General features: G+C 63.9%; 26 protein-coding genes. 21 read left to right on the top strand and 5 right to left on the bottom strand.

The window, feature by feature from the left end:
• Positions 1 to 43 precede the first annotated feature (43 nt).
• The 12 genes from C380_RS12165 (at position 44) to C380_RS12110 (ending at position 8,693) form a co-directional block, all read left to right on the top strand.
• Positions 44 to 298, top strand: a complete 255-nt coding sequence (locus C380_RS12165; RefSeq protein ID WP_015014154.1) for a hypothetical protein — start codon at positions 44 to 46, stop codon at positions 296 to 298.
• Positions 298 to 759: a CHC2 zinc finger domain-containing protein gene (locus C380_RS12160; RefSeq protein ID WP_015014153.1), complete on the top strand. Its 462-nt coding sequence runs from the start codon at positions 298 to 300 to the stop codon at positions 757 to 759. The genes C380_RS12165 and C380_RS12160 overlap by 1 nt, the downstream gene beginning before the upstream one ends.
• Positions 756 to 1,988: an AAA family ATPase gene (locus C380_RS12155; RefSeq protein ID WP_015014152.1), complete on the top strand. Its 1,233-nt coding sequence runs from the start codon at positions 756 to 758 to the stop codon at positions 1,986 to 1,988. The genes C380_RS12160 and C380_RS12155 overlap by 4 nt, the downstream gene beginning before the upstream one ends.
• On the top strand, positions 1,985 to 2,305 hold the full coding sequence (locus tag C380_RS12150) for a hypothetical protein (protein WP_015014151.1): 321 nt from the start codon (positions 1,985 to 1,987) through the stop codon (positions 2,303 to 2,305). The genes C380_RS12155 and C380_RS12150 overlap by 4 nt, the downstream gene beginning before the upstream one ends.
• A gap of 135 nt (positions 2,306 to 2,440) precedes the next feature.
• The gene (locus C380_RS12145; RefSeq protein ID WP_015014150.1) at positions 2,441 to 3,667 is read left to right on the top strand and encodes a phage major capsid protein; all 1,227 of its coding nucleotides are present in this window, start codon (positions 2,441 to 2,443) and stop codon (positions 3,665 to 3,667) included.
• Between the two features lie 10 nt (positions 3,668 to 3,677).
• Positions 3,678 to 4,214 carry an HK97 family phage prohead protease gene (locus tag C380_RS12140; RefSeq protein ID WP_043565369.1) on the top strand — a complete coding sequence of 179 codons (537 nt, stop codon included), beginning with the start codon at positions 3,678 to 3,680 and terminating at the stop codon, positions 4,212 to 4,214.
• A complete protein-coding gene (locus tag C380_RS12135; RefSeq protein ID WP_015014148.1) occupies positions 4,211 to 5,443 on the top strand; it encodes a phage portal protein in 1,233 nt (410 codons plus the stop codon). Before C380_RS12140 ends, C380_RS12135 begins: the two co-directional genes overlap by 4 nt.
• Positions 5,440 to 5,970, top strand: coding sequence for an HNH endonuclease signature motif containing protein (locus C380_RS24480; RefSeq protein WP_015014147.1), 531 nt, complete (start codon positions 5,440 to 5,442; stop codon positions 5,968 to 5,970). The genes C380_RS12135 and C380_RS24480 overlap by 4 nt, the downstream gene beginning before the upstream one ends.
• Positions 5,967 to 6,380: a hypothetical protein gene (locus C380_RS12125; RefSeq protein WP_015014146.1), complete on the top strand. Its 414-nt coding sequence runs from the start codon at positions 5,967 to 5,969 to the stop codon at positions 6,378 to 6,380. The genes C380_RS24480 and C380_RS12125 overlap by 4 nt, the downstream gene beginning before the upstream one ends.
• 19 nt (positions 6,381 to 6,399) lie before the next feature.
• Positions 6,400 to 7,902 carry a terminase large subunit gene (locus C380_RS12120; protein WP_015014145.1) on the top strand — a complete coding sequence of 501 codons (1,503 nt, stop codon included), beginning with the start codon at positions 6,400 to 6,402 and terminating at the stop codon, positions 7,900 to 7,902.
• Positions 7,903 to 8,094: 192 nt separating this feature from the next.
• Positions 8,095 to 8,379 carry a head-tail connector protein gene (locus C380_RS12115; RefSeq protein ID WP_015014144.1) on the top strand — a complete coding sequence of 95 codons (285 nt, stop codon included), beginning with the start codon at positions 8,095 to 8,097 and terminating at the stop codon, positions 8,377 to 8,379.
• Positions 8,376 to 8,693, top strand: coding sequence for a phage head closure protein (locus tag C380_RS12110; RefSeq protein WP_015014143.1), 318 nt, complete (start codon positions 8,376 to 8,378; stop codon positions 8,691 to 8,693). Before C380_RS12115 ends, C380_RS12110 begins: the two co-directional genes overlap by 4 nt.
• Here C380_RS12110 and C380_RS12105 read toward each other — a convergent pair whose 3' ends face one another.
• On the bottom strand, positions 8,694 to 8,873 hold the full coding sequence (locus C380_RS12105) for a hypothetical protein (protein ID WP_043565368.1): 180 nt from the start codon (positions 8,871 to 8,873) through the stop codon (positions 8,694 to 8,696).
• Positions 8,874 to 9,319: 446 nt separating this feature from the next.
• Positions 9,320 to 10,489 carry an alkane 1-monooxygenase gene (locus tag C380_RS12100; protein ID WP_015014142.1) on the bottom strand — a complete coding sequence of 390 codons (1,170 nt, stop codon included), beginning with the start codon at positions 10,487 to 10,489 and terminating at the stop codon, positions 9,320 to 9,322.
• A gap of 322 nt (positions 10,490 to 10,811) precedes the next feature.
• Between C380_RS12100 and C380_RS12095 the strand changes: the two genes are divergently transcribed.
• Complete coding sequence (locus tag C380_RS12095; protein WP_015014141.1) at positions 10,812 to 11,399, top strand: lysophospholipid acyltransferase family protein; 588 nt, start codon at positions 10,812 to 10,814, stop codon at positions 11,397 to 11,399.
• A gap of 93 nt (positions 11,400 to 11,492) precedes the next feature.
• On the opposite strand, the gene C380_RS12090 is transcribed toward C380_RS12095, so the two are convergent.
• Entirely contained in the window at positions 11,493 to 11,945 is a 453-nt protein-coding gene (locus C380_RS12090) for an Lrp/AsnC family transcriptional regulator (protein ID WP_015014140.1), read from the bottom strand.
• A 169-nt stretch (positions 11,946 to 12,114) separates the two neighbouring features.
• Between C380_RS12090 and C380_RS12085 the strand changes: the two genes are divergently transcribed.
• Positions 12,115 to 13,236, top strand: a complete 1,122-nt coding sequence (locus C380_RS12085) for a saccharopine dehydrogenase family protein (protein WP_015014139.1) — start codon at positions 12,115 to 12,117, stop codon at positions 13,234 to 13,236.
• 16 nt (positions 13,237 to 13,252) lie between these two features.
• Here the strand turns inward: C380_RS12085 and C380_RS12080 are convergent, their stop codons facing one another.
• Complete coding sequence (locus C380_RS12080) at positions 13,253 to 15,109, bottom strand: long-chain fatty acid--CoA ligase (RefSeq protein ID WP_015014138.1); 1,857 nt, start codon at positions 15,107 to 15,109, stop codon at positions 13,253 to 13,255.
• Between the two features lie 184 nt (positions 15,110 to 15,293).
• Positions 15,294 to 15,929 (bottom strand): GntR family transcriptional regulator, encoded by a 636-nt coding sequence (locus C380_RS12075; protein WP_015014137.1) that lies wholly within the window; start codon positions 15,927 to 15,929, stop codon positions 15,294 to 15,296.
• Positions 15,930 to 16,072: 143 nt separating this feature from the next.
• Between C380_RS12075 and scpA the strand changes: the two genes are divergently transcribed.
• The 7 genes from scpA to C380_RS12040 all read left to right on the top strand — a co-directional run bounded on the left by scpA (position 16,073) and on the right by C380_RS12040 (position 24,364).
• A complete protein-coding gene (gene scpA, locus C380_RS12070) occupies positions 16,073 to 18,241 on the top strand; it encodes a methylmalonyl-CoA mutase (RefSeq protein WP_015014136.1) in 2,169 nt (722 codons plus the stop codon).
• Entirely contained in the window at positions 18,238 to 19,266 is a 1,029-nt protein-coding gene (gene meaB, locus C380_RS12065; RefSeq protein WP_015014135.1) for a methylmalonyl Co-A mutase-associated GTPase MeaB, read from the top strand. Before scpA ends, meaB begins: the two co-directional genes overlap by 4 nt.
• A 35-nt stretch (positions 19,267 to 19,301) precedes the next feature.
• Positions 19,302 to 20,834: an acyl-CoA carboxylase subunit beta gene (locus C380_RS12060; protein ID WP_015014134.1), complete on the top strand. Its 1,533-nt coding sequence runs from the start codon at positions 19,302 to 19,304 to the stop codon at positions 20,832 to 20,834.
• Between the two features lie 21 nt (positions 20,835 to 20,855).
• The gene (locus C380_RS12055; RefSeq protein ID WP_015014133.1) at positions 20,856 to 22,904 is read left to right on the top strand and encodes an acetyl/propionyl/methylcrotonyl-CoA carboxylase subunit alpha; all 2,049 of its coding nucleotides are present in this window, start codon (positions 20,856 to 20,858) and stop codon (positions 22,902 to 22,904) included.
• Positions 22,905 to 23,014: 110 nt separating this feature from the next.
• Positions 23,015 to 23,485 carry a VOC family protein gene (locus C380_RS12050; RefSeq protein WP_015014132.1) on the top strand — a complete coding sequence of 157 codons (471 nt, stop codon included), beginning with the start codon at positions 23,015 to 23,017 and terminating at the stop codon, positions 23,483 to 23,485.
• Positions 23,486 to 23,506: 21 nt separating this feature from the next.
• The gene (locus C380_RS12045; RefSeq protein WP_015014131.1) at positions 23,507 to 23,884 is read left to right on the top strand and encodes a hypothetical protein; all 378 of its coding nucleotides are present in this window, start codon (positions 23,507 to 23,509) and stop codon (positions 23,882 to 23,884) included.
• 90 nt (positions 23,885 to 23,974) lie between these two features.
• Positions 23,975 to 24,364, top strand: coding sequence for a hypothetical protein (locus C380_RS12040; protein ID WP_015014130.1), 390 nt, complete (start codon positions 23,975 to 23,977; stop codon positions 24,362 to 24,364).
• Positions 24,365 to 24,390 lie beyond the last annotated feature (26 nt).

Here is a 24,390-nt window from a genome sequence, read left to right as displayed (position 1 = left end):
ACCCATCGCAACAACTGGCGCATAAGCCGGAAAGGATGGGTTAATGACCGCTACAGCCATTCAAGAGACAGAGCGCGTTCGCCACATGGCGGAGCGCCTAGACTGTTTCATCGAGGAAGATTTCCAAGCACTTGCAGCCGCCACGCCAAAAACAGTTGAAGCATGGCGCAAGCGTGGCATGGGGCCTGCATATATCCTGCTGGGTAATCGCTACCTGTACCCGCGCAAGGCGGTGGCGAAATACTTGGAGGGCATTACCCGCGAGCGCAACAGCGTGGCCGCAAAGGAGGCGCTGTAATGGGGTTCGACCGCCGCAATCTCCCCGACGCGGTGGGTTACTACGAGTCCGAAGGCTTGAAGCTGACCGGGCGCGGTAAATGGCGCACCACCGAGTGCAAATTCCACGGCGGCAGTGATTCCATGCGGATCAATACCGACAGCGGTGCATTCGCCTGCATGGCTGGCTGTGGTGCCCGTGGTGGCGATGTGCTGGCCTATCACATGGCGCAGCATGGCCTGGAGTTCGTAGAAGCCGCCAAGGCCCTGGGCGCATGGATTGATGACGGACGCCCCGCCACCCAGCACAAGCCTACCCCGCTTTCTCCGCGCCAGGCGCTGGAGGTGCTGGCAGTGGAAGCCAACCTTGTAGCCATCGCCGCCGCCAACGTGGCGCACGGTGTGGTGCTGTCTCAAGTGGACTTGTCCCGCGTGCTGACTGCATCGGGCCGCATCACTCGCTTGGTGGAGGTGTTCGCATGAAGCGCAGCATTGCAGAGCACAACGCCATGGCATCGGTGCTGGACGACCGCGAGCGCGGGCCAATCTTTCCCGAACTGCCAGATTCGCCGGACATATCGGGCCTGGGGCCGCGCGACAAGGTGATCCTGACATGCGGCACCGACCTGACGCCCGAGCCATACCGCTGGCTGTGGCAATACTGGCTGGCCATGGGGAAGCTGCATATCCTCGCTGGCGCACCTGGGCAGGGCAAAACCACCATCGCGCTGGCAATGGCGGCAACCATCACCATCGGCGGACGCTGGCCAGATGGTTCTCGCTGCGCACCTGGCAACGTGCTGATCTGGAGCGGTGAAGATGACCCCGCCGATACGCTGGTGCCGCGCCTCATGGCGGCTGGTGCGGATCGTGCCCGGTGTTATTTCATCGAGGGCGCACGCCGGGACGGCGAAGTGGTGCCATTCGACCCGGCCCGCGACCTGGGGCAACTGCTGGAGGCCATCGAGAAAATCGGCGGCATCAGTCTGCTGGTGATTGATCCTGTGGTGAGCGCCGTCACTGGCGACAGCCACAAGAACACCGAGGTTCGACGCGCATTGCAACCCCTGGTTGATCTGGCTGCAAAGTGCGACTGCGCGGTGCTGGGCATCACCCACTTTGCCAAAGGTGGCCAGGGAACCGACCCGGCGCAGCGCGTGGTGGGCAGCGTGGCATTTACTGCTGTGGCCCGCGTGGTAATGGTGGCAGCGAAGGTGAAGGGCGACGAAGAAGGCCAGGACACGCGCATCCTAGCCCGCAGCAAAAGCAACATCGGCCCGGACGATGGCGGGTTTCAGTACCACCTTGAACAGTCCGAACCTATACCCGGCATTCATGCGTCACACATCGCATGGGGTAAGGCGGTGCAAGGCACGGCACGCGAGCTGCTGACAGACCCGGACGAGCCGCAGCAGGAGCAGTCGGACGCCAGCGCCAAAGATGCCGCCATTGATTTCCTGGTGGAGATCCTGAAAGACGGTTCCGCACCATCCAAGTATGTGGAGACAGAGGCCAGGGCGGCAGGCGTTTCATGGGCGACAGTGCGCCGCGCAGCGGACACCATCGGCGTGACGAAGCGCAAGATGAATGACGCTTGGTACTGGTTCCGACCCAAGTTGCTCAATCAAGTTGCTCAAGATGCTCAACCTTTAAACGATGAGCAAGTTGAGCAAGTTGATGAGCAAGTTGCCCAAAGCACGGAGGTTCTATGACGCCCGAAGCCATCCTTGCCGACCTGATCCAGTGCGGCATTGAACCCAGCGTGACGCCGGACAAAACCGGCATCGTGGTGCCAGCCGGGAAGCTGACGGAAGCGCAGCGCGCCGCCGTCCTGGGCCACAAGCCCGCGCTGATCGCCTGCATCCTGGAGTCGGCACGCATCACCTCCGAACTGATCGACGCCGCCATGCGAGCCGCTGCCCACTGGAAAGACGATCCCGAGGAATGGCGCAGGCAGTGCCTGGAGGTGCCACCGCACCAACGGGCCGACCTGCTGGACCATCTGCAGAGCCAGTACCCAAAGCCCTGACCACCGACCCGCCCCGAGCGGGTTTTTTCTTGACATGACGATTGATAACAGCTATATATCACGCCTAATTGATAGTTAATAACTATCGCAACCCGCCCGGCGATTGCATGGGCACTTTTTCAAGAAAGCCCACAAATGCAACTGCATCAAATCCGCGAAGCCCGCGCCGCGAAAGTCTCCGAAGCCCGCTCCCTGCTGGCCAGCACTCCCCAGCTCAACGCCGAAGGCCAGGCGAAGTTCGACCGGCTCAAGATCGAGATTCAGAATCTGGAAGCCGACGAGCAACGCGCTCAGTTCATCGAGGACGCCGAGCGCCGTTCGCTGGGTGCCCCGGTGGACAAGGCCCGCAACGAGCTGGAAGGCCAGGTCAACGTGCTGGACGCCATCGCCGCGCAGATTGAAAACCGCAGCGTCACCGGCGCACTGGCCGAGTTCCAAGCCGAAGCCAAGCGCCAGGGCCTGACCGCCCGCAATGGTGGCATCCTGGTGCCCACGAGCATCTTTGAAAAGCGCACCACCATGACCACGACTGGCGCGGCTGCTGTGGTGCCCGACGACTACCGTGCGGATCAATTCATCGGCCTGCTGCGCAACAGCCTGATCGTGCGCAGCCTGGGCGCCCGCGTGCTGACCGGCCTGCGTGGCGATACCGTCCTGCCCAAGGCCACCGGCGCAGCCACCGCCTACTGGGTGGCCGAAGGCGACAGCCTGACCGAGAGCAACACCACGTACAGCTCCATCAAGCTGGAACCCAAGACCGTGGGCGCACTGACGGCGTTCTCCCGCCAGCTCGCATTGCAGAGCAATCCCTCGATTGAAGCCCTGCTCCGGGACGACATCAGCGCCGTGGTGGGCCTGGCAGTGGACAAGGCCCTGATCCATGGAACCGCCTTGGCAAAGCAGCCGGTGGGCATCCTGAACGTGAGCGGCATTCAGACGGCAAACCTTGCCACCCTGAGCTGGGCCACCATCGTGGCGATGCTGGAGAAACTGGGCCTGGAGAACATCACGCCCAATGCCGTGCTGACCCATGCCAAGGCTGCGACCAAGCTGCAAACCACCCTGAAGGACGCCAGCGCCGGTAGCGTGTATTTGATGGACGGTGGCCGCGTGGCTGGCCTGCCCGCCTACGTCACCAACCAACTGGACGCCAAGAGCGGCACCCCGGACAAGGGCCGCGTGATCGCTGGCGACTTCTCGCAAATCGTGATCGGTGAATGGGGCGTGACCGAGGTGCTGGCCAACCCCTACGCCGCTGGCTACTACGAAAAGGGCGACGTTCAACTGCGGATCATGCACACCATGGATGCCGTGGTTCGCCATCCCAAGGCGTTCGTGGTGGCAGACGACATGACCATCTAAGGGGCAGACGATGACGCTTGAAATTCGTACTGGCGAGCTTCGGGCGTCATCGCCCGGACGGCTGACAGGATATGTTGCGCGCTTCAACTCGGAGACACGGATTGCCGACTTCCACGAGGTGATCCGCGCCGGGGCCTTCAAACACTCGCTATCCGATGGCCGCAACATCGTGGCACTGGCTGACCACGACCGCCGCGCCCTGCTGGGAAGCACCGCATCCGGCACCCTGCAACTTCGGGAGGACGCCCATGGATTGGCTTTTGAGCTTCGCTTGCCTGATACCTCAGTGGCCCGCGATATTGCCGTTTTGGTGGAGAGCCGGGTTATCCAAGGTGCCTCGTTTGGCTTCATCGTTCCGCCTGGTGGCGACACCTGGCTAGACCGTGGCGACGGCTCCATGCTGCGCGAGCTGCGCAACGTGGAATTGGCCGAAATCACTGTGACGGCGACGCCCGCCTACCCGGACACCGAAGTGGCGAAGCGCAGCCGCCCGCCTGAGCGCTCTTTCTGGGACTGCAACCGCGTGTGGCTGGAGACTTGCCGATGAGCATCATCACCCGCATCAAAAGCGCCATCGGCCTGGAGGCGCGCAGCACCATCGGGGTCAATGGCTGGCCTGTGCCCATCAGTGCATCGGCTGTCACGCCTGCCACCGCTCAGGGTGTATCGGCTGTCTATGCCTGCGTCCAAGCCATCGCAGAGACAACGGCATCCCTGCCGCTGATCCTGTTCAAGCGCAACGGCGACGACCGCGAGCGCGCATCAGACCACCCGCTCTATCGGGTGCTGCACGACCAAGCCAACCCCGAGCAGACCGCCCTGGAGGCCCGCGAGTACATGCAGGCATGTGTGCTACTCCGAGGCAACGCCTTCGCCCGCATTGTGCGCGGCTGGGATGGCCAGGTGCGGGAGCTGTGGCCACTCAACCCGGACAACGTGCAAGTGCAGCGCACGGCATCCGGCCTGGTGTACGACTACACGAAGGACGGGGTTCTAACCCGCCTGCTGGCCCATGAAGTTCTTCACCTTCGCCACCGCCTGGGTGATGACGGGGTTATGGGCGTGTCGCCTATCACTGCCGCGCGTGGAGTGGTGGAGCTGGCCCAAGCCGAGAACGAGCATGGCCGAAACACCTTCACCAATGGGGCGAAGTTGTTGGGCGTGTTGAAGTTCCCCGGACGCCTGAAGCCCGAGCAGCGCCAGGCCATCGCCACATCGTGGGCAAGCCAGCACGCAGGTGGAGGTAACGCAGGCCGCACCGCGATTCTGGAGGAAGGCGTGGACTTTCAGGCCCTATCCATGACGCTGGAGGATGCCGAGTGGATCGCCGCCCGACAGTTCAGCGTGGAGGAAGTGGCCCGCCTGTTCCGCGTACCGCCCACGGTCATCGGTGATCTGAGGAATGGCAACTACTCCAACAGCGTGGAGATGGCCCGCCAGTTCGTGACCCAGACCCTACGCCGCCACCTGGTGGCATGGGAGCAAGGCATTGCAGCCAAGTGCCTGACAGACGCAGGGCGCCGCATGTACTTTGCCGAGCATCAGGTGGAGGGTTTGTTGCGTGGCGACAGTGCCAACCGAGCCGCGTTCTACAGCTCCGGCATCAGCGACGGATGGATGCTCAAGTCTGAGGCCCGCAAGCTGGAGAACCTGCCCGCCATCGAGGGCCTGGACGACAAAGAGACTTCCGCACCTGACGTGCCGAAGGGTGCAACCTCAAATGCCACCCCTGCGCCGCTGCCATACCCGAGCAAGCAACAGGAGGCCGCGGCATGAAGATGCTGGACCCCTGGAAGGCCCGAGGCTTGAAGATGGCGGACGAGCTGCCGCGCAAGCCCTTGACGCTAGCCGACATCAAGACCAAGCGCTACACCACGGCGAAGAACGGACGGCTGCTACCGCTCAACTCCGACGCCTGGGCAAAGCTGCGCCGCATGGTGCTGGCAGAACAGCCGCTGTGCCCCGAGTGCGAAGCGCGTGGACTGATCGAACCGGCGACACAAGTGCATCACATCAACGACAACGCCATGGACAACAGCCGCTCCAACCTCGTCGGCTTGTGTGCTCCGTGCCATAGCCGACACACCGCCCACGACATGGGCAAGCGGGTGAACCATGGATGCGATGTGAGCGGCTGGCCTGCCAACCCCTCAAGCCATTGGAACAAATCGACTGTGGAGGCCGCTACGGGCCTTGCCGGGGACGTTGTAGGCGACTCTCAGAAATCACCAGCGGCTGACAGCTCAGAACCGACCTGTTCCCCTTCTTTTAATGCTGACTGCTTAAAAAATAGGCAATCATGAAGCTGACCCCCAAGCGCAAGCGCTCCGACAGCGCCGCCGCAGCCATCGCCGCCACCCAAGCCGCAGCCCTGCCGCCCTTGGAGCCGCCCGCGCATGTGCTGGTGCCACCCGAGGCCCGCCCGTTTTGGGACGCCATCGTGCAGGCCAGGCCCCGCGATACGTGGAACCCGGTGGACATGGCATCGGCTGCGAACCTTGCCCGCGTGCAATGCGCCCTGGAGGCCGCGCCCGTAGGCTCAGACGACCACATCAAGCTGACCCGCCTTGCCCTTGCCCTCACTCGCGCCATTGCCGTCAACACGGTGGCCACGGTCGGACGGTCGGCAGACATTGCCAAGGGTGCCGAGCTGGAACGTCACGCACGCCAGGACGACGCGGACGACCTGATCCCCCGCCTGCGCGCTGTCTAAGTCAGATTTCAAATCCAACATGACCCGCGCCGCCCGCATCATCGAATTTGTGGAACGCTATCTGCGCGTGCCCGAAGGGAAGGACGTGGGCCAGCCCATGGTGCTGGCTGATTTCCAAAAGCAGTTCATTGTTGACGTTTTCGACAACCCCCACGGCACCCGCCGCGCCATCCTCAGCCAAGGCACACAGGGGGGCAAGACCGCGCTGATAGCCGCCATCCTCGCCGCCTTCATCGTGGGGCCTGAAGCGCGTCAGAACGCCACCGCAGTTTCTGGCGCCTTGTCGCGTGAACAGGCATCGCTGGTGTTCCGGCTGTGCTGTCTCATGATCCAACAGTCCCCGAAGCTGGCCCCGCTGGTGCGCGTCATACCGAGCGGGAAACGCATCATCGGCCTGCCCATGAATGTGGAATATCGCGCCATGAGTGCCGAGGCCAAGACAGCGATGGGAGCGAGTCCCCTGCTGATTATTGGTGACGAATGGGGCCAGGTGCGTGGCCCGCAAGACGACTTTATCGACAGTCTGCTGACCTCCCAAGGGGCACACGAAAACCCGCTGCAAATCATCATCAGCACGCAGGCTGCATCGGATGCGGATTGGCTCAGCGTGCAGATTGACGACGCCTTGAAGTCTGGTGATCCGAAGATTGTCTGCCACCTATACGCCGCGCCCGAAGGCTGCGACCTCATGGACGAGAGCGCATGGCGTGCGGCAAATCCAGCCCTGGGCCTGTTCCGCAGCCTGGACGACCTGCGCGAACAGATGACGCAGGCCCAGCGTATGCCGAGCATGGAGAACACCGCCCGCAATCTGCTGCTCAATCAGCGGGTTTCGACTGTCTCCCCATTCATATCGCCGGACGTGTGGAAGGCTTGTGCAACGCCGACGCAAATTTGCGCTGACGTTCCGGTGTTCGCTGGCCTGGACTTGTCCGCCCGCACCGACCTGACAGCCCTGGTGATCGTGGGCCAGGTGGATGGCGTGTGGCATGTGCAACCGCACTTCTGGGCCCCTGAAATCGGCCTTGCTGATCGTGCCCGCCGTGATCGTGCCCCCTATGACGTGTGGCACCGGCAAGGCGTGCTACGGACGACGCCAGGCGCATCGGTTGACCTCGAACACGTTGCAGCGGACATGCTGGAAATCTTCGCTGAAATGGATGTGCAGGCCATCGCCTTCGACCGCTGGCGTATCGACCAACTGCGCCGGGAGCTGGATCGCATGGGTGCCGAGCTGCCGCTGGTGGAGTTCGGCCAAGGGTTCCAAAGTTTCTCGCCTGCCCTTGATGTGCTGGAGGCCGAGCTGCTGAATGGGCGCATTGCGCACGGCGGCAATCCGCTGCTGACCTGGTGCGCAGCCAATGCCGTGACGGCGAAAGACCCCGCAGGCAATCGCAAGCTCGACAAGCAAAAAGCAACAGGCCGCATTGATGGCCTGGTGGCGCTGGCCATGGCCATGGGTGTGGCGTCCAAGGCCGAGGAAGCCATGGGCGTGACCCTGGAGGGCTTCACGTTCGTTTGATTCACCCTAGCCTGGGGGGCCGAAAGGAAAGCCAGGACGCGGATTAGTCGGGCAGTGCCGCGTTTCAGGAAAAACCCCGACAGCCAGCGAGTGGGCTTCACGGAATGGACGCAAAGGAGAGTGATTCCCCGATGCGGGCATGGCCCTGACCTTTCACCACGGCGCTGGCACCCCTACAACTGAGGAACCGACATGGCCGCACTATTGACCCTGGACGAAGCGAAGCTGCATTGCCGCATTGACCACGACGACGAAGATTCTCTGCTGGGCGCAATGATTGACGCCGCCGCCGCATCGGTGGGCGACTTCATCAACGCGCCCGCGCCGCTGGACGACACGGCACCCGCCCCGGTGAAGGCCGCCGCGCTGCTGCTGGTGGGCGATCTGTACGCCAACCGGGAAGCCCTGGTGGAGCGCCCGCTGTCCAAGAACCCGACATTTGAGCGCCTGCTGAACCCATATCGGGTGTACGCATGAGGGCGGGCGACCTTGACCAGCGCGTGACGGTGGAGCGGTTCACGACGACCTATGACGAGCTGGGCCAGCCCATCGAGACCTGGGCGCCCCTGTTCACCTGCTGGGCCGCTGTGGAGCCGCTGACGGGCCGGGAGTACCTGGCCGCGCAAGCTGCTGTGTCCGAGGTGACGGCCAGAATCAGGATGCGGTTTCGCCCATGGATGACTGCCGAGGATCGCGTGGTCCATAACGGCACCACCTACGGCATCGAGAGCCTGGTGGACGTGCGCTCAGGCAATCGGGAGCTGGTGTTAATGTGCAAGGCTGTGGGCTGACTAAGAGCCCTGTTCCATGAGCTTCACGATCAGCCGTCGGCGGAATGCTGCAAGCGCCTCTGCGGTCTGTTCAGCGTTGGAAAGATCCGTCATCGTGCCTTTGTAGAGCACCTCTTGTTGATTTGTGAGAATGGCCAAGAGCATGGCGTCTGCTTTGGAGGCGGCAAGTGCTTCGTTCATCTGAGATCCTGGTAAGTCGAACGAACATTGTGCAAGGAAGCAAACCCACTGTCACACGTTTCTTGCGCACCGCCAAGACTGCACACGCACTGCACACGAAACCCTTGAAAACCGCATGAATGTTGGTTAATCGCAACTATCCATCATGGGGGCGACGGACATGCGCCAGGGGCTCAGGGTGGTTTCCACAGGCAAACAGCGAAGGCGGGGAGGGGAATGTTCTGCAGCAGAACGCCCCTCTGGTCGGGGGCGCTGCGGGGCTGCAGGTGCGAAATCTGCATTATCCCACTGGCTGCGTGAGGGGCGCCAGCGGAGGGTTTTGGGTCAGAACGGGCGCAGGTGCTAGTGCCGATTGTTCTGGGTGCTATCAATAGAGGAGTGCTGGAGGTGGCGGTTGTCGGCCCGCAGGGGGCTCGTGCCCGGTCGCCAGCGCATCCACACTCGTTCTATCCCAGGTCCTGCAACCCGTATTTCCGCACGATCGCGGCCCGCTGGCGCGGGTCGATGTTGATGTGGGCGGCGTCGCGCCCCACCTGGGCCAGCAGGCGCGGGTCCATCACGCGGCGCCACAGGGGCGGCACATAGGCCAGCGTGAACATGCCGAAGTAGCCGATGGGCAGCTGCGGCACATCGTCAAAGTGCCGCAGAGATTGGTAGCGGCGCAGCGGGTGCGCGTGGTGGTCGGAGTGCCGCTGCAGATGGAACAGGGCCCAGTTGGAGAATACGTGGTTGCTGTTCCATGAATGCTGGGGGCGGCAAGGTTCGTAGCGGCCGCTGGCGTCCTTGCGGCGCAGCAGCCCGTAGTGCTCGACATAGTTGGCCGAGGTCAGCTGAAAGTTGGCCCAGAACGACGCCGCGAGCAAAAACGGCAGGATCGCCACACCCAGCCACAGCGCCAGCCCGGCCCACAGCAGCGCCGTGACGAGCGCGGGCTGCAGGATCTCGTTGTGCCATGTAAGCAGCGGCAGGTGCTGGCGGGCCAGGCGGTCTTTCTCCAGCGCCCAGGCGCGGCGTGCGGCGCCGGGCATCTCGCGCAGCACAAAGCGGTAGATGGACTCGCCCATGCGCGACGAAGCCGGGTCGGCCGGGGTGGCCACGTCGCGGTGGTGGCCCCGGTTGTGTTCGATAAAGAAGTGTCCATAGGCCGTGGGCGCCAGCACCAGCTTGGCCAGCCAGCGCTCCAGCGCCGTGTTCTTGTGGCCCAGCTCATGCCCCAGGTTGATGCAGAACCCGCCCACTGTGCCGGTGGTCAAGACCATCGCCAGCACGCCGTGCCAGGGCAGGGGCTGCGTGGCCACCCACCAGGCGCTGAAGAGGAAGGCCGCCCACAGCACCGGCACCAGCAAAAAGGTGATGCGGCGGTAGTACCGGTCGTTTTCCAATGCAGGCACGGCGGATTCGGGCGGGTTGCTCTGGTCCACGCCCAGCACCCAGTCCAGCAACGGGGCGACGAGGTAGAAAAACGCCACCGGCGCCCACAGCGACAGCGGATTGCCCGTCCAGGCCATCAACGCCGGGCCTACGCCCACGGTGCAGGGCACCACCAGCGACAGCAGCCATGCATACCGCTTGCGGTCGCGGTAGTGCGGGGTGGTGGGGCGCTGGGCTTGCAGCATGCGGCGGCAGTGAGAACACGGGCCTGCTGGAGGCGAATTCTGGACCTGTGGGGTGCAAACGCCAGCTTTATTTGGCATGGCAGTCGCTGCGACCGAAAACTTAGCGGAAACACCCGGTAGCGCCTATTTTTATTGCCCTAACAGATATCACAACAATAGCGCCTTGCATGGGATTCAAGGATGTGGCGGCAACGGCCATTTGCCTTGCGTCAAGGCGGGGCATTGCCCTGATCAGCGATACTCGCGGCGCTTTCGATGCCTGCAAAGCCCGGGTTTTTCACCCGCTCCAGCGCTCCAGGCCCCGTTCTGTCACCCGTTTCCCATGCACCACACCATTTTTGACACGCCGGTTGTCAACACGCTCCTGCGCGCTTTTTCCCGCTTCACCCTGCGCATCACCGGCTGGAAGGTGGAAGGCGCCTTGCCTGCCCACGCCGCCAAAAGCGTGCTAATCGCCGCGCCGCACACCAGCAACTGGGACTTGCCGTACACGCTGATGCTGGCGTTTTCGCTGCGGCTGCGGGTGTACTGGATGGGCAAACACAGCCTGTTCAAGGCGCCGTTTGGCGGGGTGATGCGCTGGCTGGGCGGCATCCCGGTGGATCGCAGCCAGGCCAACAACCTGGTCGCCAGCTCGGCCCAGGCCATGCGCGATGCCGACGGCCCCATGCAGCTCATCGTGCCGCCCGAAGGCACGCGGGGCAAGACGCGGCACTGGAAGACGGGCTTCTACTTCATTGCCCAGCAGGCGGGCGTGCCCATCGTGCTGGCGTTTGTGGACTACGGCCGCAAGGTCGGCGGGCTGGGCCCGTTGTTTGAGCCCACGGGCGATGTGGAGCGGGACATGGCGAGCATCAAGGCATTTTATGCGCCCATCCGGGGTAAGAACCCGACGCAGTTCGAGGCCTGAGTTTATAGGTTTTTTGAGTGAAATCGGCTTCTGGCGCTTATGTAGAAAGCGCTGAAAGCTATCAAAAAAGTAGTATGGGCGGTGGGGCAGTATTCAGGCTCCAACGCTGCGTCGGTCGATCTTGCGGCTGAGCACGATGCTGGTCTGCGTCTGGTGCACGCCGTCCAGTTGGCCCACCTTGTCGAGCAGGGTATCGAGCTGCTCGTGGCTGGTGCAACGCAAGAACACCAGATAGTCAAACGGCCCGCTCACGGCCGACACCTCTTCGACCTCGGCCATGGCCTCCAGCGCGCGCAGTACGGCGGGCGCTGTCTTGGGCAGCACGCTGATGCTGCACCAGGCCCGCACGGTGGTGGCGTCAAGCCGCTGACCCAGCCGCACCCCGTAGCCAGCCACCACGCCCAATCGCTCCAGCCGCGCAATGCGCGCCACCACGGTGGTGCGGGCCAGCCCCAGCTTGCGGGCGAGCTGGGCCGTGCCCTCGCGCGCGTTGGCCTGCAACAGGCTGAGCAGTTGCCGGTCGGTGTCGTCCAGGGGCTGGGTCATGGGTGCTCCGTCCAAAAAGTTATAACGACTATCATATTCGCCGTTATGGCAAAACAAATAGCTGTTTTCGACGTTTTGAGAGCTACACATTGACAGTGCTGCTGCCTAGCATCAAGGCATCACCAACACCTCGCCGCTGCATGTGGCGAGCACTACCGGGAGCGCTGCCATGACCACCTTTGCCACCACCTGGAACTCCACCCCCCGCCGCGCCATCACCGTCCTGGGGGCGGGCCACATCGGCTTTGCGATGGCGCTCTTGCTGCAGCAGTCCGGCGACTACGACATCCTGGTGGCGGACCGTGATCCGGCCCGCCTGGCCGAAGTGGCGGCGCTGGGGATCTCCACCCGGTTGACCGTGGACGACGCCAGTCTGCAAGCCGCCATCGATGGCCGCTTTGCCGTGCTGAACGCATTGCCCTTCCACCGCGCTGTGCCCGTAGCCACGTTGTGCGCCAGCGCAGGCGTGCACTACTTTGACCTGACCGAAGACGTGGCCAGCACCCAGGCCATCCGCGCGCTGGCCGCTAATGCCCGCAGCGTGCTCATGCCCCAGTGCGGCCTGGCGCCGGGCTTCATCGGCATCGTGGGCAACGACCTGGCCCGCCGGTTTGACACCCTGCACACCCTGCGCATGCGCGTGGGGGCGTTGCCACGCTACCCGCAGGGCGCACTGCGCTACAACCTGACCTGGAGCACCGAAGGCCTCATCAACGAGTACTGCAACCCCTGCGAGGCCATTGTGGACGGCGTGCGCACCACCGTTCCGGCGCTGGAAGGGCTGGAAACCTTTGCGCTCGATGGCGTGGAGTACGAGGCCTTCAACACCTCGGGTGGTCTGGGCACGCTCACCGAGACACTGGCGGGCAAGGCACGGCAGGTGGACTATCAGTCCATCCGCTACCCGGGCCACAACGCCATCCTCAAACTGCTGCTCAATGACCTGCGCCTGCGCGACCGGCGCGATCTGCTCAAGGACATTCTCGAAACCGCCATCCCCACCACCGACCAGGACGTGATCGTGGTGTTTGCCACCGCATCAGGCCTCAAGGGCGGGCGGCTGGTGCAGGATTCGTATTCCGCCCACATCGTGGGCACCGAGGTGGCGGGGCACCGGCTCAGCGCCATCCAGCTCACTACGGCGGCAGGCATCTGCACGGCGCTGGACCTGGTGGCGCAGGGGCGGCTGCCGCAGCAGGGCTTTGTGGGGCAGGAGGCTGTCGCGCTTGACGACTTTTTGGCCAACCGCTTTGGCTCGGCCTACGCGCGGGAAGGCGAGCTGGTGCACTGAGCCCGTCTTGACTGGCTCAGCGCCCCGGCTTTTGGTACATGCCCTCAATCGCCTCGGCAAAGTGCGCCATCAGGTTGTTGCGCTTGAGCTTGAGCGTGGGGGTCATGAAGGTGTTTTCAATCGTCCACGGCTCCAGCGTCAGGTGCACCGTGCGCGGCACGGCATAGCGGGCAAAGCTGGCGGTGTTCTTTTCGATGCGCGCCAGCACGGCGCGGTGCACGCTGGGGTGGTTCAGGCTGTCCGCCGCCTGGGGGTTCAGGCCCAGGTCGGCGGCCAGGCGCGGCCACTCGCCTGCGTTCAGCACGGCCACGCAGGCGATGAAGGGGCGGTTTTCACCCACCACAAAGGCCTGCTCCAGCAACGGGTCGGCCAGCAGTGCCAGTTCCAGGTCGCCGGGGGGCACCTTCTCGCCGGTCGAGGTGACGATGATTTCCTTGATGCGGCCCTTGATGTAAATGCGGCCGTTCACGATGTCGGCCTGGTCGCCGGTGCCCAGCCAGCCGTCGGGGCTCAGGATCTTGGCCGTGTCTTCGGGCCGCTTCCAGTAGCCCTTCATCACGATGGGGCCACGCACCTGCAGCTCGTGGTTGTCGCCAATGCGCACCTCCACACCGGGCAGGGCCTTGCCCACGCAGGCGGGGTCGTTGTCGTCCAGTGCGTTGACCGACACCACCGGCGCGGTCTCGGTCATGCCGTAGCCCTGAATCAGCGGCAGCCCCAGGCCCAGAAAACACTTGGCAATGGTGGGCGACAGCGGGGCGCCGCCACTCACCGCCACGCGCACGCGGCCGCCAAACTGGGCCAGCAAAGGCTTGGCCACCAGGGCGTGCAGCACTGGCCAGGGCAGGGCGGCCATCCAGCCTGCAGCCTGGCTGCTGGCGTCCGGCGTGGGGGCGGGCAGGCGCTGTGCGGCACAAAACCGGGCCCAGCCCTTGTTCTGCGCGGCTTCGTAGAGCTGCATCTTCCACGGGGTGGGCGAGAGCTTTTCGATCAGCTTGGCGTGGATGCGCTCGTAAATGCGCGGCACCGACACCAGCACGGTAGGGCGTATGGTTTTCAGGTCTTCCGCCAGCTGGGCCACCGACCTGGCATAGGCCACACAACTGCCCGCCGCAATCGGCAGGTAGTAGCCGCCCGTGCGTTCAAAGGTGTGCGACAGCGGCAGGAACGACAGGAACACGTCGTCCACCGTGGGAGCAATGCGCTCCAGCACGGCTTTCACGTCGCTGACCACGTTGCGGTGCGTCAGCATCACGCCCTTGGGTTTGCCGGTGGTGCCTGAGGTGTAGACGATGGCGGCCAGGTCATCGGCCTGCGGGCCCATGCGGGTTGTAGGTGCGCCCGTTTGCCCCGCCCCCGTCAGCCACTGCGCGAGCGAGCCCACTGCCGGGCTGTCGATAGACGCCGGGGTGGGCTTGAAAGCGTCGTCGTCATCGGTAATCACCACTGCGCGCAGGGCTGGGAACGGCGTGCCCACGGCGCGGATCTTTTCCCACTGCTCGGCCTGGCTCACGATGAGCATCGAGGCCTCGCAGTCGGCCAGGATGTAGGCGATGCTGCCCGGGTTGTCGATGGCGTGCAGCGGCACGGGCACGCCACCAGTGGCCAGCGTGGCCTGGTCGGCGCACATGGCATGCAGGCCGTTGGGCAGCAAGATGGCCACGCGCGCGGCCGGTGGCAGCTGCATGGCGGCGAGGGCTTGGGCCCAGGTGTTCACGCGCTCTGCGGTCTGCGCCCAGGTGAGGCTGGCCCAGGCTTGGCGGGAGGAGTCAAACGCACGGTAGGCCTCGGCCTGGGGAGTACGGGCGGCGCGGTAGGCCAGGAGCTGGGGCAGCGTTTGCACGCTGGCGATATCGGCGGGGGTAGAGGTCATCAAACTCGGCGGTGGAGGCTGCTGTGGCGTGCGGCGCCACGGCCTCGGTGGAAACCCGGGGGATGATAACGAGCGCAACCTGGGCCGGGCCGTGTGCGATCACCCCATGTGTTGCAAATGGTGCGTTCCTGTTTGCGGAATGATCGTGGACGCGTGGGTACGGGTCAGCACGGCCCGCAGCACCTCAGGTCGCTGCTTCCAGCCCCTGCGCAAAGTGCGCCTGCATGGCCTTGACCGTGGCCTTGGCGTCGCGCGCCACCATGGCGGCCAGGATGGCGCGGTGCTCACCCAGCGAGTCTTCAATGCGCCCTTGTTTGAACAGCGAGTTGTGGCGGTTGAGCTTCATCACCTTGCGCAGGTCAGCCACCATCTGGCTGCGCCAGCGGTTGTCGGCCATCTCCAGCAGGTGCATGTGAAAGCGTTCGTTGATGGCAAAGAACTTCTCGCGGTCGGCCACGGCGGCTTCCAGCTCGGCGTGCAAGTCTTGCAGCGTTTTCAGCTGGGCGTCGGTGGCGCGCTCGGCCACCACGCCTGCGGCGTCGCTTTCCAGCAGGCTGAGCAGGTGGTACACGTCGCGCAGGTCTTTTTCACTCATCTCCGTCACATAGGCGCCACGGCGCACCTTCATCGTGACCAGGCCTTCAGCGGCCAGCACCTTGAGCGCTTCGCGCAGCGGTGTGCGGCTGATGCCGAATTCCTCGGCAATCTTGAGCTCGTCGATCCAGCTGCCGGGCTCAAGCTCGCGGCGGAAGATGCGCTGGCGCAATTGCTCGGCCACTTCTTCATAGAGCGCGCGGGGAGTGAGGGTGAGGGCAGACATGGGGTGGATTGTAAGCTGCGAAGAATATTTTGAATCAATAATTATGAATGATGTAAACTTGCCGCCACACCACAGCACCTGTGCGGTCACCGCCTGTGCGCCGTGTTGGACGCCCCCATGCCATCTTCGGAGTAGCTTTTGCCATGAGTGACAAACCCACCAACAACGCCCCAGAGTTCGCCGCGTCTTCGCTGGAAGCCTGGGCCAAGGCCGCAGCCAAGTCGGCACCGGGGGGCGATGTCAGCGCCCTCAACTGGGTCACGCCCGATGGCATCACCGTCAAGCCGCTGTACACCGCCGAAGACACGGCCAGCCTGCCGTATGCCAACACACTGCCCGGTTTTGAACCCTACCTGCGCGGTCCCCAGGCCACCATGTATGCCGTACGGCCGTGGACCATTCGCCAATACGCAGGCTTTTCCACCGCCGAAGAATCCAACGCGTTCTACCGCAAGGCGCTGGCCGCAGGCGGGCAGGGCGTGTCGGTGGCGTTTGATCTGGCCACCCACCGGGGCTACGACAGCGACCACCCCCGCGTGACGGGCGATGTGGGCAAGGCCGGGGTGGCGATCGATTCGGTCGAGGACATGAAGATCCTGTTCAACCAGATCCCGCTCGACAAGGTGTCTGTGTCGATGACCATGAACGGCGCGGTGCTGCCCGTGCTGGCGGGCTACGTGGTGGCGGCAGAAGAGCAGGGCGTGTCGCAAGACAAGCTCAGCGGAACCATTCAGAACGACATTCTGAAAGAGTTCATGGTGCGCAACACCTACATCTACCCGCCCAAGCCGTCGATGAAGATCATTGGCGACATCATCGAGTACACGGCCAAGAACATGCCGAAGTTCAACTCGATCTCGATCAGCGGCTACCACATGCAGGAAGCCGGGGCCAACCAAGCACTGGAACTGGCCTTCACACTGGCCGACGGCAAGGAATACGTGAAGACCGCCATCGCCAAGGGCATGGACGTGGACGAATTCGCCGGGCGCCTGAGCTTCTTCTGGGCGATTGGCATGAACTTCTACCTCGAAGTCGCCAAGATGCGCGCCGCTCGCCTGCTGTGGTGCCGCATCATGAAGGCCACAGGTGCCAAGAACCCCAAGAGCCTGATGCTGCGCACCCACTGCCAAACCAGCGGCTGGAGCCTGACCGAGCAAGACCCCTACAACAACGTGGTGCGCACCACCATCGAGGCCATGGCCGCCGTGTTTGGCGGCACGCAAAGCCTGCACACCAACAGCTTTGACGAAGCCATTGCGCTGCCCACCGAGTTTTCTGCCCGCATCGCGCGCAACACGCAGCTCATCATCCAGGAAGAGACCCACATCACCAACGTGATCGACCCCTGGGCCGGCAGCTACATGATGGAGAAGCTGACCCAGGACATGGCCGATGCCGCCTGGAAGATCATCGAAGAGGTTGAAGCCATGGGCGGCATGACCCAGGCCGTGGACAGCGGCTGGGCCAAGCTCAAGATCGAAGCTGCAGCCGCCGAGAAGCAGGCGCGCATCGACAGCGGCAAGGACGTGATCGTCGGGGTGAACAAATACAAGCTGGCCAAGGAAGACCCGGTCGATATCCTGCAGATCGACAACATGAAGGTGCGCGACGGCCAGATCGCTCGCCTGCAAAAGATCAAGGCCACCCGCGACGCTGCCAAGGTGCAGGCTGCGCTGGACGCCCTGACTGCAGCAGCGGAGAGCGGCGAAGGCAACCTGCTCGACTTGTCCATCCAGGCTGTGCGCCTGCGCGCGACGGTGGGCGAGGTGAGCGATGCCCTGGAAAAGGTTTACGGGCGCCACCGCGCCGACACACAAAAGGTGACCGGCGTGTACGCAGCTGCTTATGACTCGGCCGAGGGCTGGGACAAACTCAAGACCGAAATCAACGCTTTTGCCGAAGAGCAGGGGCGCCGCCCACGGGTCATGATCGCAAAATTAGGCCAGGACGGCCACGACCGGGGCGCCAAGGTGGTGGCCACTGCGTTTGCCGATTTGGGCTTTGACGTGGACATGGGCCCGCTGTTCCAGACCCCCGAAGAATGCGCCCGCCAGGCCATCGAAAACGACGTGCACGCCGTGGGCGTGAGTACGCTGGCTGCGGGCCACAAGACGCTGGTGCCCGCCATCATCCAGTCGCTCAAGGACCAGGGCGCGGACGACATCATCGTGTTTGTGGGTGGTGTGATTCCGGCGCAGGACTATGAGCACTTGTACGAAGCTGGCGTGAAGGGCATCTACGGCCCTGGCACCCCCATCCCGGCCAGCGCGAAGGATGTGCTGGAGCAGATTCGCAAGGCGGTGGCGTGACCCCTGCGGCGCTTTTGGAGGGGGTGGTGCATGGCACGGCGGCGGTGCAACGCCGCGCCATGTCCAAAGCCATCACCCTGCTCGAATCGACGCGGGTGGACCACCGCGCGCAGGCCGATGAGCTGCTGACCCAGCTGCTCCCGCACACGGGCAAGGCGTTCCGCCTCGGCATCAGCGGCGTGCCCGGTGTCGGCAAATCCACCTTCATCGAGGCCCTGGGCCTGTACCTCATCGGCCAGGGACACCGCGTGGCCGTGCTCACCATCGACCCCTCCAGCACCGTCTCGGGCGGCTCCATCCTGGGTGACAAAACGCGCATGGAACACCTGTCGGTGCACGAAAAGGCCTACATCCGCCCCAGCCCCAGCAGCGGCACGCTGGGCGGAGTCGCAGAGAAGACGCGCGAGGCCATGCTGGTCTGCGAGGCCGCAGGCTACGACGTGGTCATCGTCGAGACCGTGGGCGTGGGCCAGAGCGAGATTGCGGTGGCGGGCATGACGGACATGTTTGTGCTGATGCAGCTGCCCAATGCGGGCGACGATCTGCAGGCCATCAAGAAGGGCGTGATGGAGATTGCCGACCTGGTGGTCATCAACAAGGCCGACATCGACAAGAACGCCGCCACGCGGGCCGAGGCGCAGATCACGTCGAGCCTGCGCCTGCTCAGCCAACACGGCAACCCCGAGAACGCACACCACGACGAGACGCTGTGGCACTCCAAGGTCGTGCAGATCAGCGCGCTGCTGGGGCAGGGCGTGGATGCTTTCTGGGCCGCCGTCACGCAGTTCCGCCAGCTGCAAACCGCCAACGGCCGCCTGGCCACGCGGCGCGAGAAGCAGGCGCTGGCCTGGATGTGGGAACGCATCGACGCGGGCCTCAAGCTCGCGTTTCGCCAGCACCCGCAGGTCAAAGAGCTGCTGCCCCAGATGCAGGCCGATGTGGCCGCGGGGCGCATTGCGGCATCCACTGCAGCACGAAATCTGCTCCAAGCGCAATCAAATCATGCGCTGGCAGCTATCAAATAAATAGTAGACACCAACCCATTCACCAAAGGACGACCATGCAAGACATCCTGGATCAACTGGAGAAAAAGCGTGCGCTGGCACGCCTGGGCGGCGGGCAAAAGCGCATTGATGCGCAGCACGCCAAGGGCAAGCTCACCGCGCGCGAGCGCATCGAGCTGCTGCTGGACGACGGCACGTTCGAGGAATGGGACATGTTCGTCGAACACCGCTGCACCGACTTCGGCATGGAGGACAACAAGATCCCCGGCGACGGTGTGGTGACGGGCTACGGCATGATCAACGGCCGCTTGGTGTTCGTTTTCAGCCAGGACTTCACCGTGTTCGGCGGCGCGCTCAGCGAAACGCATGCCGAAAAAATCTGCAAGGTGATGGACCAGGCCATGAAGGTCGGCGCGCCGGTCATTGGCCTCAACGACTCGGGCGGTGCGCGCATCCAGGAAGGCGTGGCGTCCCTCGGCGGCTATGCCGACGTATTCCAGAAGAACGTGCTGGCCAGCGGCGTGATTCCGCAGATCAGCATGATCATGGGCCCCAGCGCCGGTGGCGCCGTGTACTCGCCCGCCATGACGGACTTCATCTTCATGGTCAAGGATTCGAGCTACATGTTCGTGACCGGACCCGAAGTCGTGAAGACCGTGACGCACGAAGAAGTCACAGCCGAAGAACTGGGCGGCGCCGTGACACACACCACCAAGAGTGGTGTGGCCGACATGGCGTTTGAGAACGACGTGGAAGCGCTGATGATGCTGCGCCGCCTGTACAACTACCTGCCGCTCAACAACCGCGAAAAAGCCCCGGTGCGCCCCAGCAACGACCCGGCCGACCGCATGGACCTGAGCCTGGACACCCTGGTGCCCGAGAACCCCAACAAGCCCTACGACATGAAGGAGCTGATCCTCAAGACGGTGGACGATGGGGACTTCTTCGAGCTGCAGCCCGAGTACGCCAAGAACATCATCATCGGCTTTGCCCGCATGGAAGGCCAGACCGTGGGCATCGTGGCCAACCAGCCGCTGGTGCTGGCCGGCTGCCTGGACATCAAGAGCTCCATCAAGGCTGCGCGCTTTGTGCGCTTCTGCGATGCGTTCAACATCCCCGTGGTCACCTTTGTGGACGTGCCCGGCTTCATGCCCGGCACCAGCCAGGAGTACGGCGGCATCATCAAGCACGGCGCCAAGCTGCTGTACGCATACGCCGAGTGCACCGTGCCCAAGATCACCGTCATCACCCGCAAGGCCTACGGCGGCGCGTACGACGTGATGAGCAGCAAGCACCTGCGCGGCGACGTGAACCTGGCCTGGCCCAACGCCGAAATCGCGGTGATGGGCGCCAAGGGCGCGGTGGAAATCATTTTCCGCGAAGACAAGAACGACCCGGTGAAGCTGGCCGCGCGTGAAGCGGAATACAAGCAGCGCTTTGCCAACCCGTTTGTGGCCGGTGCGCGTGGCTTTATTGACGACGTGATCCTGCCGCACGAGACGCGCAAGCGCATCTGCCGGTCGCTGGTGATGCTGCGCGACAAGAAGCTGGAAAACCCATGGCGCAAGCACGGCAACATCCCACTGTGAGCGGACAAGGAGCATAAGAACATGTTTACAAAAATCCTGATCGCCAACCGTGGCGAAATCGCCTGCCGCGTCATCGCGACTGCCCGCAAGATGGGCATCAAGACAGTGGCCGTCTATTCCGACGCCGACAAGGAAGCCCGCCACGTCAAGCTGGCCGACGAGGCCGTGCACATTGGCGCTGCGCCCTCGCGCGAGTCCTACCTGCTGGCCGACAAGATCATTGCCGCCTGCAAGCAGACCGGCGCGCAAGCCGTGCACCCCGGCTACGGCTTCCTGTCTGAGAACGAAGCCTTTGCCAAGCGCTGCGAGGACGAAGGCATTGCCTTCATCGGCCCCAAGGCGCATTCGATTGCGGCCATGGGCGACAAGATCGCGTCCAAGAAGCTGGCCAACGAGGCCAAGGTCAACACGATTCCTGGCTACAACGATGCCATAGCGGGCCCCGAGCAGGCGGTGGAGATTGCCAAGGGCATTGGCTACCCCGTGATGATCAAGGCCTCGGCCGGCGGCGGCGGCAAGGGTCTGCGCGTGGCGTTCAACGACAAGGAAGCGTTTGAAGGCTTTGCCAGCTGCCAGAACGAAGCCCGCAACAGCTTTGGCGACGACCGCATCTTCATTGAGAAGTTTGTGCAGGAGCCACGCCACATTGAGATCCAGGTGCTGGGCGATTCGCACGGCAACGTGATCTACCTGAACGAGCGCGAGTGCTCCATCCAGCGCCGCCACCAGAAGGTGATTGAAGAGGCGCCATCGCCCTTCATCAGCGACGCCACCCGCAAGGCCATGGGCGAGCAGGCGGTGCAACTGGCCAAGGCCGTGAAGTACCAGAGCGCGGGCACGGTGGAGTTCGTGGTTGGCAAGGACCAGGACTTCTACTTCCTGGAAATGAACACCCGCCTGCAGGTGGAGCACCCGGTGACGGAGTGCATCACCGGCCTGGACCTGGTGGAGCTGATGATTCGTGTGGCCGCAGGCGAGAAGCTGCCGCTGACGCAGGCTGATGTGAAGCGCGACGGCTGGGCCATCGAGTGCCGCATCAACGCCGAAGACCCCTTCCGCAACTTCCTGCCGTCCACCGGCCGCCTGGTGCGCTTTCAGCCGCCGGAGGAAACCATGTTCCAGTCCGACACCAGCAAGAAGCTGGGCGTGCGGGTGGACACAGGCGTGTACGAGGGCGGCGAGATCCCGATGTACTACGACTCGATGATCGCCAAGCTCATCGTGCACGGCACGGACCGCAATGACGCGATTGCCAAGATGCGCGCAGCGCTCAACGGCTTTGTGATCCGTGGCATCAGCAGCAACATCCCGTTCCAGGCCGCGCTGCTGGCGCACCCCAAGTTTGTGACGGGCGACTTCAACACCGGCTTCATTGCCGAGAACTACGGCAAGGGCTTCCACGCCGAAGACGTGCCGCACAGCGACCCGCTGTTCCTGGTGGCGCTGGCCGCCTACATGAACCGCCGCTACCGCGCACGCGCCTCGGGCATCAGCGGTCAGCTGGCCGGCCACGAGGTGAAGGTGGGCGAGCAGTTTGTGGTGGTGACGCTGGGCGTCGAAGGGCAGAACCAGCACCACGAAGTTACGGTCTCTGACTTTGAAGACAAATCGGGCTCTAGCTCAGTCTCTGTGGGCGGTAACAGCTATCAGATCAGTAGTAACGCCACGCTGGGTCAGATCCGGGTGCAGGGCGCATGCAACGGCCAGGGCTTCACCGCCCAGGTGGAGCGCGGTGTGGGCAAGAACCCGCTGGCGCTGCGCATTGCGCACAACGGCACGCAGATCGACGCGCTGGTGCTGTCGCCGCTGGGCGCCCGGCTGCACAAGCTGATGCCCTTCAAGGCGCCGCCAGACCTGTCCAAATTCCTGCTCTCGCCCATGCCCGGTTTGCTGGTGGATGTGGCGGTGCAGCCCGGCCAGAAGGTGCAGGCGGGTGAGAAGCTGGCTGTGATCGAAGCCATGAAGATGGAGAACATCCTCTTCGCCGCGCAGGACGGTGTGGTGGGCAAGATCGTGGCGGGCAAGGGCGAGTCGTTGGCGGTCGATCAGGTGATCCTGGAATTCCAGTGATCCCAAGGGCCCGACAGCCCATCTGGAGGGGCCTTGCGCCCCTTTTTTAGTTTTTTTGGCCGATAGCGCTAGAGGAATATGCGCTGGCGGCTATCAAATCAGGAGTAATCATGAGCATGACCCCACGCCCCTTCAAGGTCCTGGGCATCCAGCAGGTCGCCATTGGAGGCACCGACAAGCAGCGGATGAAGACGCTGTGGGTCGACATGCTGGGCCTGGAGCAGACCGGCACTTTCCAGAGCGAGCGCGAGAACGTGGACGAAGACATCCTGGCCATGGGCAAGGGTGCCTTCAAGGTGGAGGTGGACATCATGCAGCCGCTGGACATCGAGAAAAAGCCAGCCGTGCACACCACGCCGCTCAACCACATTGGCCTGTGGATCGACGACCTGCCCAAGGCGGTGGAATGGCTCACTGCCAAGGGCGTGCGCTTTGCCCCTGGTGGCATCCGCAAGGGCGCTGCGGGCTACGACATCACGTTTTTGCACCCCAAGAGCAATGACGAGTTTCCGATTGCCGGTGAGGGCGTGCTGATCGAGCTGGTGCAGGCCCCGGCGGATGTGATTGCGGTGCTGGGCTGAACGGCGCGATCACCAACTCCCGTGCATTCCGTGTTTTCTCTGCAGCGTGCGCTTCGGGTCGGCACCAGGGTGTGTGCCGCGCTCGTGTTGGCGCTGGCAGGGCAAGGGGCCGGAGCCGCAGGCGGCACTGGCGCCTATCCGCTCGATTGGGGCAGGGCGGGGGAAACCTTGCAGTACCGGTCCTGCGGCTGCGCAGACCGCTGCTGGGTGGCGGAAGTGAAACACCAGCGGTCTCGCAAGACGCTGGCCACGCTGCGTTGCGACTGCGAACGCCTGTTCGCCCGGGTCGGCACCAGCGGCCCGGAGGTAGAGCGCAGCCCCACATGCTCTGCAATGGATGATGGGGGCAACAAGCCCCGCGCCATCCGCGAGGCGCTGGAGCAGATGCTGGGGCGCTGAACCGCGCGGCGTCCATGACCGGGCACGTCATGGTCGCCAACCCCGACGGGGGCTACAACAGCGGCACCTTGTCTTTGGTGTCGCCTGCCCATGAAAAAGATTGCTTCTCTGGCCCTGCTGGTCGCAGGTGCCATCCACCTGATTCCGTTGCTCGGCGTGTTCGGCGCTGCGCCACTGGCCAGCCTCTACGGCACGACCCCTTCTGAGCCGAACACCCTCATCCTGTTGCGCCACCGTGCCGTGCTGTTTGGCATTGTGGGTGGCATCTGCATGGGGGCGGCGTTCAAGCCTGCCTACCAGTGGCTGGGGCTGACTGTGGGCGCGGTCAGTGTTCTCTCGTTCCTGCTGCTGGCGTGGTCCACCGGCGGCTTCAACACACATTTGCAGCGCGTTGTGGTGGCTGACGGGCTGGCGTTGGTGTGCCTGGTTGCGGGCGCTGTGGCCAGAGCGCGGTCCGAGCGGGGCCTGGCCTGCATCTAACTTGGTCTAACTTCGGGCCGCGCAAG

It is taken from the genome of Acidovorax sp. KKS102 (assembly GCF_000302535.1).
Taxonomy (GTDB): domain Bacteria; phylum Pseudomonadota; class Gammaproteobacteria; order Burkholderiales; family Burkholderiaceae_C; genus Acidovorax.
This window is presented reverse-complemented; position numbering and strand designations above follow the sequence as displayed.

Bases quoted from the DNA above. Each gene is read 5' to 3' on its own strand.
- C380_RS12090 (WP_015014140.1), bottom strand. From the start codon at position 11,945: ATGACCCAGCCCCTGGACGACACCGACCGGCAACTGCTCAGCCTGTTG.
- C380_RS12060 (WP_015014134.1), top strand. From the start codon at position 19,302: ATGCAAGACATCCTGGATCAACTGGAGAAAAAGCGTGCGCTGGCACGC.
- C380_RS12140 (WP_043565369.1), top strand. From the start codon at position 3,678: ATGACGCTTGAAATTCGTACTGGCGAGCTTCGGGCGTCATCGCCCGGA.
- C380_RS12110 (WP_015014143.1), top strand. From the start codon at position 8,376: ATGAGGGCGGGCGACCTTGACCAGCGCGTGACGGTGGAGCGGTTCACG.
- C380_RS12115 (WP_015014144.1), top strand. From the start codon at position 8,095: ATGGCCGCACTATTGACCCTGGACGAAGCGAAGCTGCATTGCCGCATT.
- C380_RS12165 (WP_015014154.1), top strand. From the start codon at position 44: ATGACCGCTACAGCCATTCAAGAGACAGAGCGCGTTCGCCACATGGCG.
- C380_RS12095 (WP_015014141.1), top strand. From the start codon at position 10,812: ATGCACCACACCATTTTTGACACGCCGGTTGTCAACACGCTCCTGCGC.
- C380_RS12160 (WP_015014153.1), top strand. From the start codon at position 298: ATGGGGTTCGACCGCCGCAATCTCCCCGACGCGGTGGGTTACTACGAG.
- C380_RS12145 (WP_015014150.1), top strand. From the start codon at position 2,441: ATGCAACTGCATCAAATCCGCGAAGCCCGCGCCGCGAAAGTCTCCGAA.
- C380_RS12155 (WP_015014152.1), top strand. From the start codon at position 756: ATGAAGCGCAGCATTGCAGAGCACAACGCCATGGCATCGGTGCTGGAC.
- C380_RS12040 (WP_015014130.1), top strand. From the start codon at position 23,975: ATGAAAAAGATTGCTTCTCTGGCCCTGCTGGTCGCAGGTGCCATCCAC.
- C380_RS12135 (WP_015014148.1), top strand. From the start codon at position 4,211: ATGAGCATCATCACCCGCATCAAAAGCGCCATCGGCCTGGAGGCGCGC.
- C380_RS12085 (WP_015014139.1), top strand. From the start codon at position 12,115: ATGACCACCTTTGCCACCACCTGGAACTCCACCCCCCGCCGCGCCATC.
- C380_RS12150 (WP_015014151.1), top strand. From the start codon at position 1,985: ATGACGCCCGAAGCCATCCTTGCCGACCTGATCCAGTGCGGCATTGAA.
- C380_RS12105 (WP_043565368.1), bottom strand. From the start codon at position 8,873: ATGAACGAAGCACTTGCCGCCTCCAAAGCAGACGCCATGCTCTTGGCC.
- C380_RS12050 (WP_015014132.1), top strand. From the start codon at position 23,015: ATGAGCATGACCCCACGCCCCTTCAAGGTCCTGGGCATCCAGCAGGTC.
- C380_RS12125 (WP_015014146.1), top strand. From the start codon at position 5,967: ATGAAGCTGACCCCCAAGCGCAAGCGCTCCGACAGCGCCGCCGCAGCC.
- scpA (WP_015014136.1), top strand. From the start codon at position 16,073: ATGAGTGACAAACCCACCAACAACGCCCCAGAGTTCGCCGCGTCTTCG.
- C380_RS12075 (WP_015014137.1), bottom strand. From the start codon at position 15,929: ATGTCTGCCCTCACCCTCACTCCCCGCGCGCTCTATGAAGAAGTGGCC.
- C380_RS12080 (WP_015014138.1), bottom strand. From the start codon at position 15,109: ATGACCTCTACCCCCGCCGATATCGCCAGCGTGCAAACGCTGCCCCAG.
- C380_RS12100 (WP_015014142.1), bottom strand. From the start codon at position 10,489: ATGCTGCAAGCCCAGCGCCCCACCACCCCGCACTACCGCGACCGCAAG.
- C380_RS12120 (WP_015014145.1), top strand. From the start codon at position 6,400: ATGACCCGCGCCGCCCGCATCATCGAATTTGTGGAACGCTATCTGCGC.
- C380_RS12055 (WP_015014133.1), top strand. From the start codon at position 20,856: ATGTTTACAAAAATCCTGATCGCCAACCGTGGCGAAATCGCCTGCCGC.
- C380_RS24480 (WP_015014147.1), top strand. From the start codon at position 5,440: ATGAAGATGCTGGACCCCTGGAAGGCCCGAGGCTTGAAGATGGCGGAC.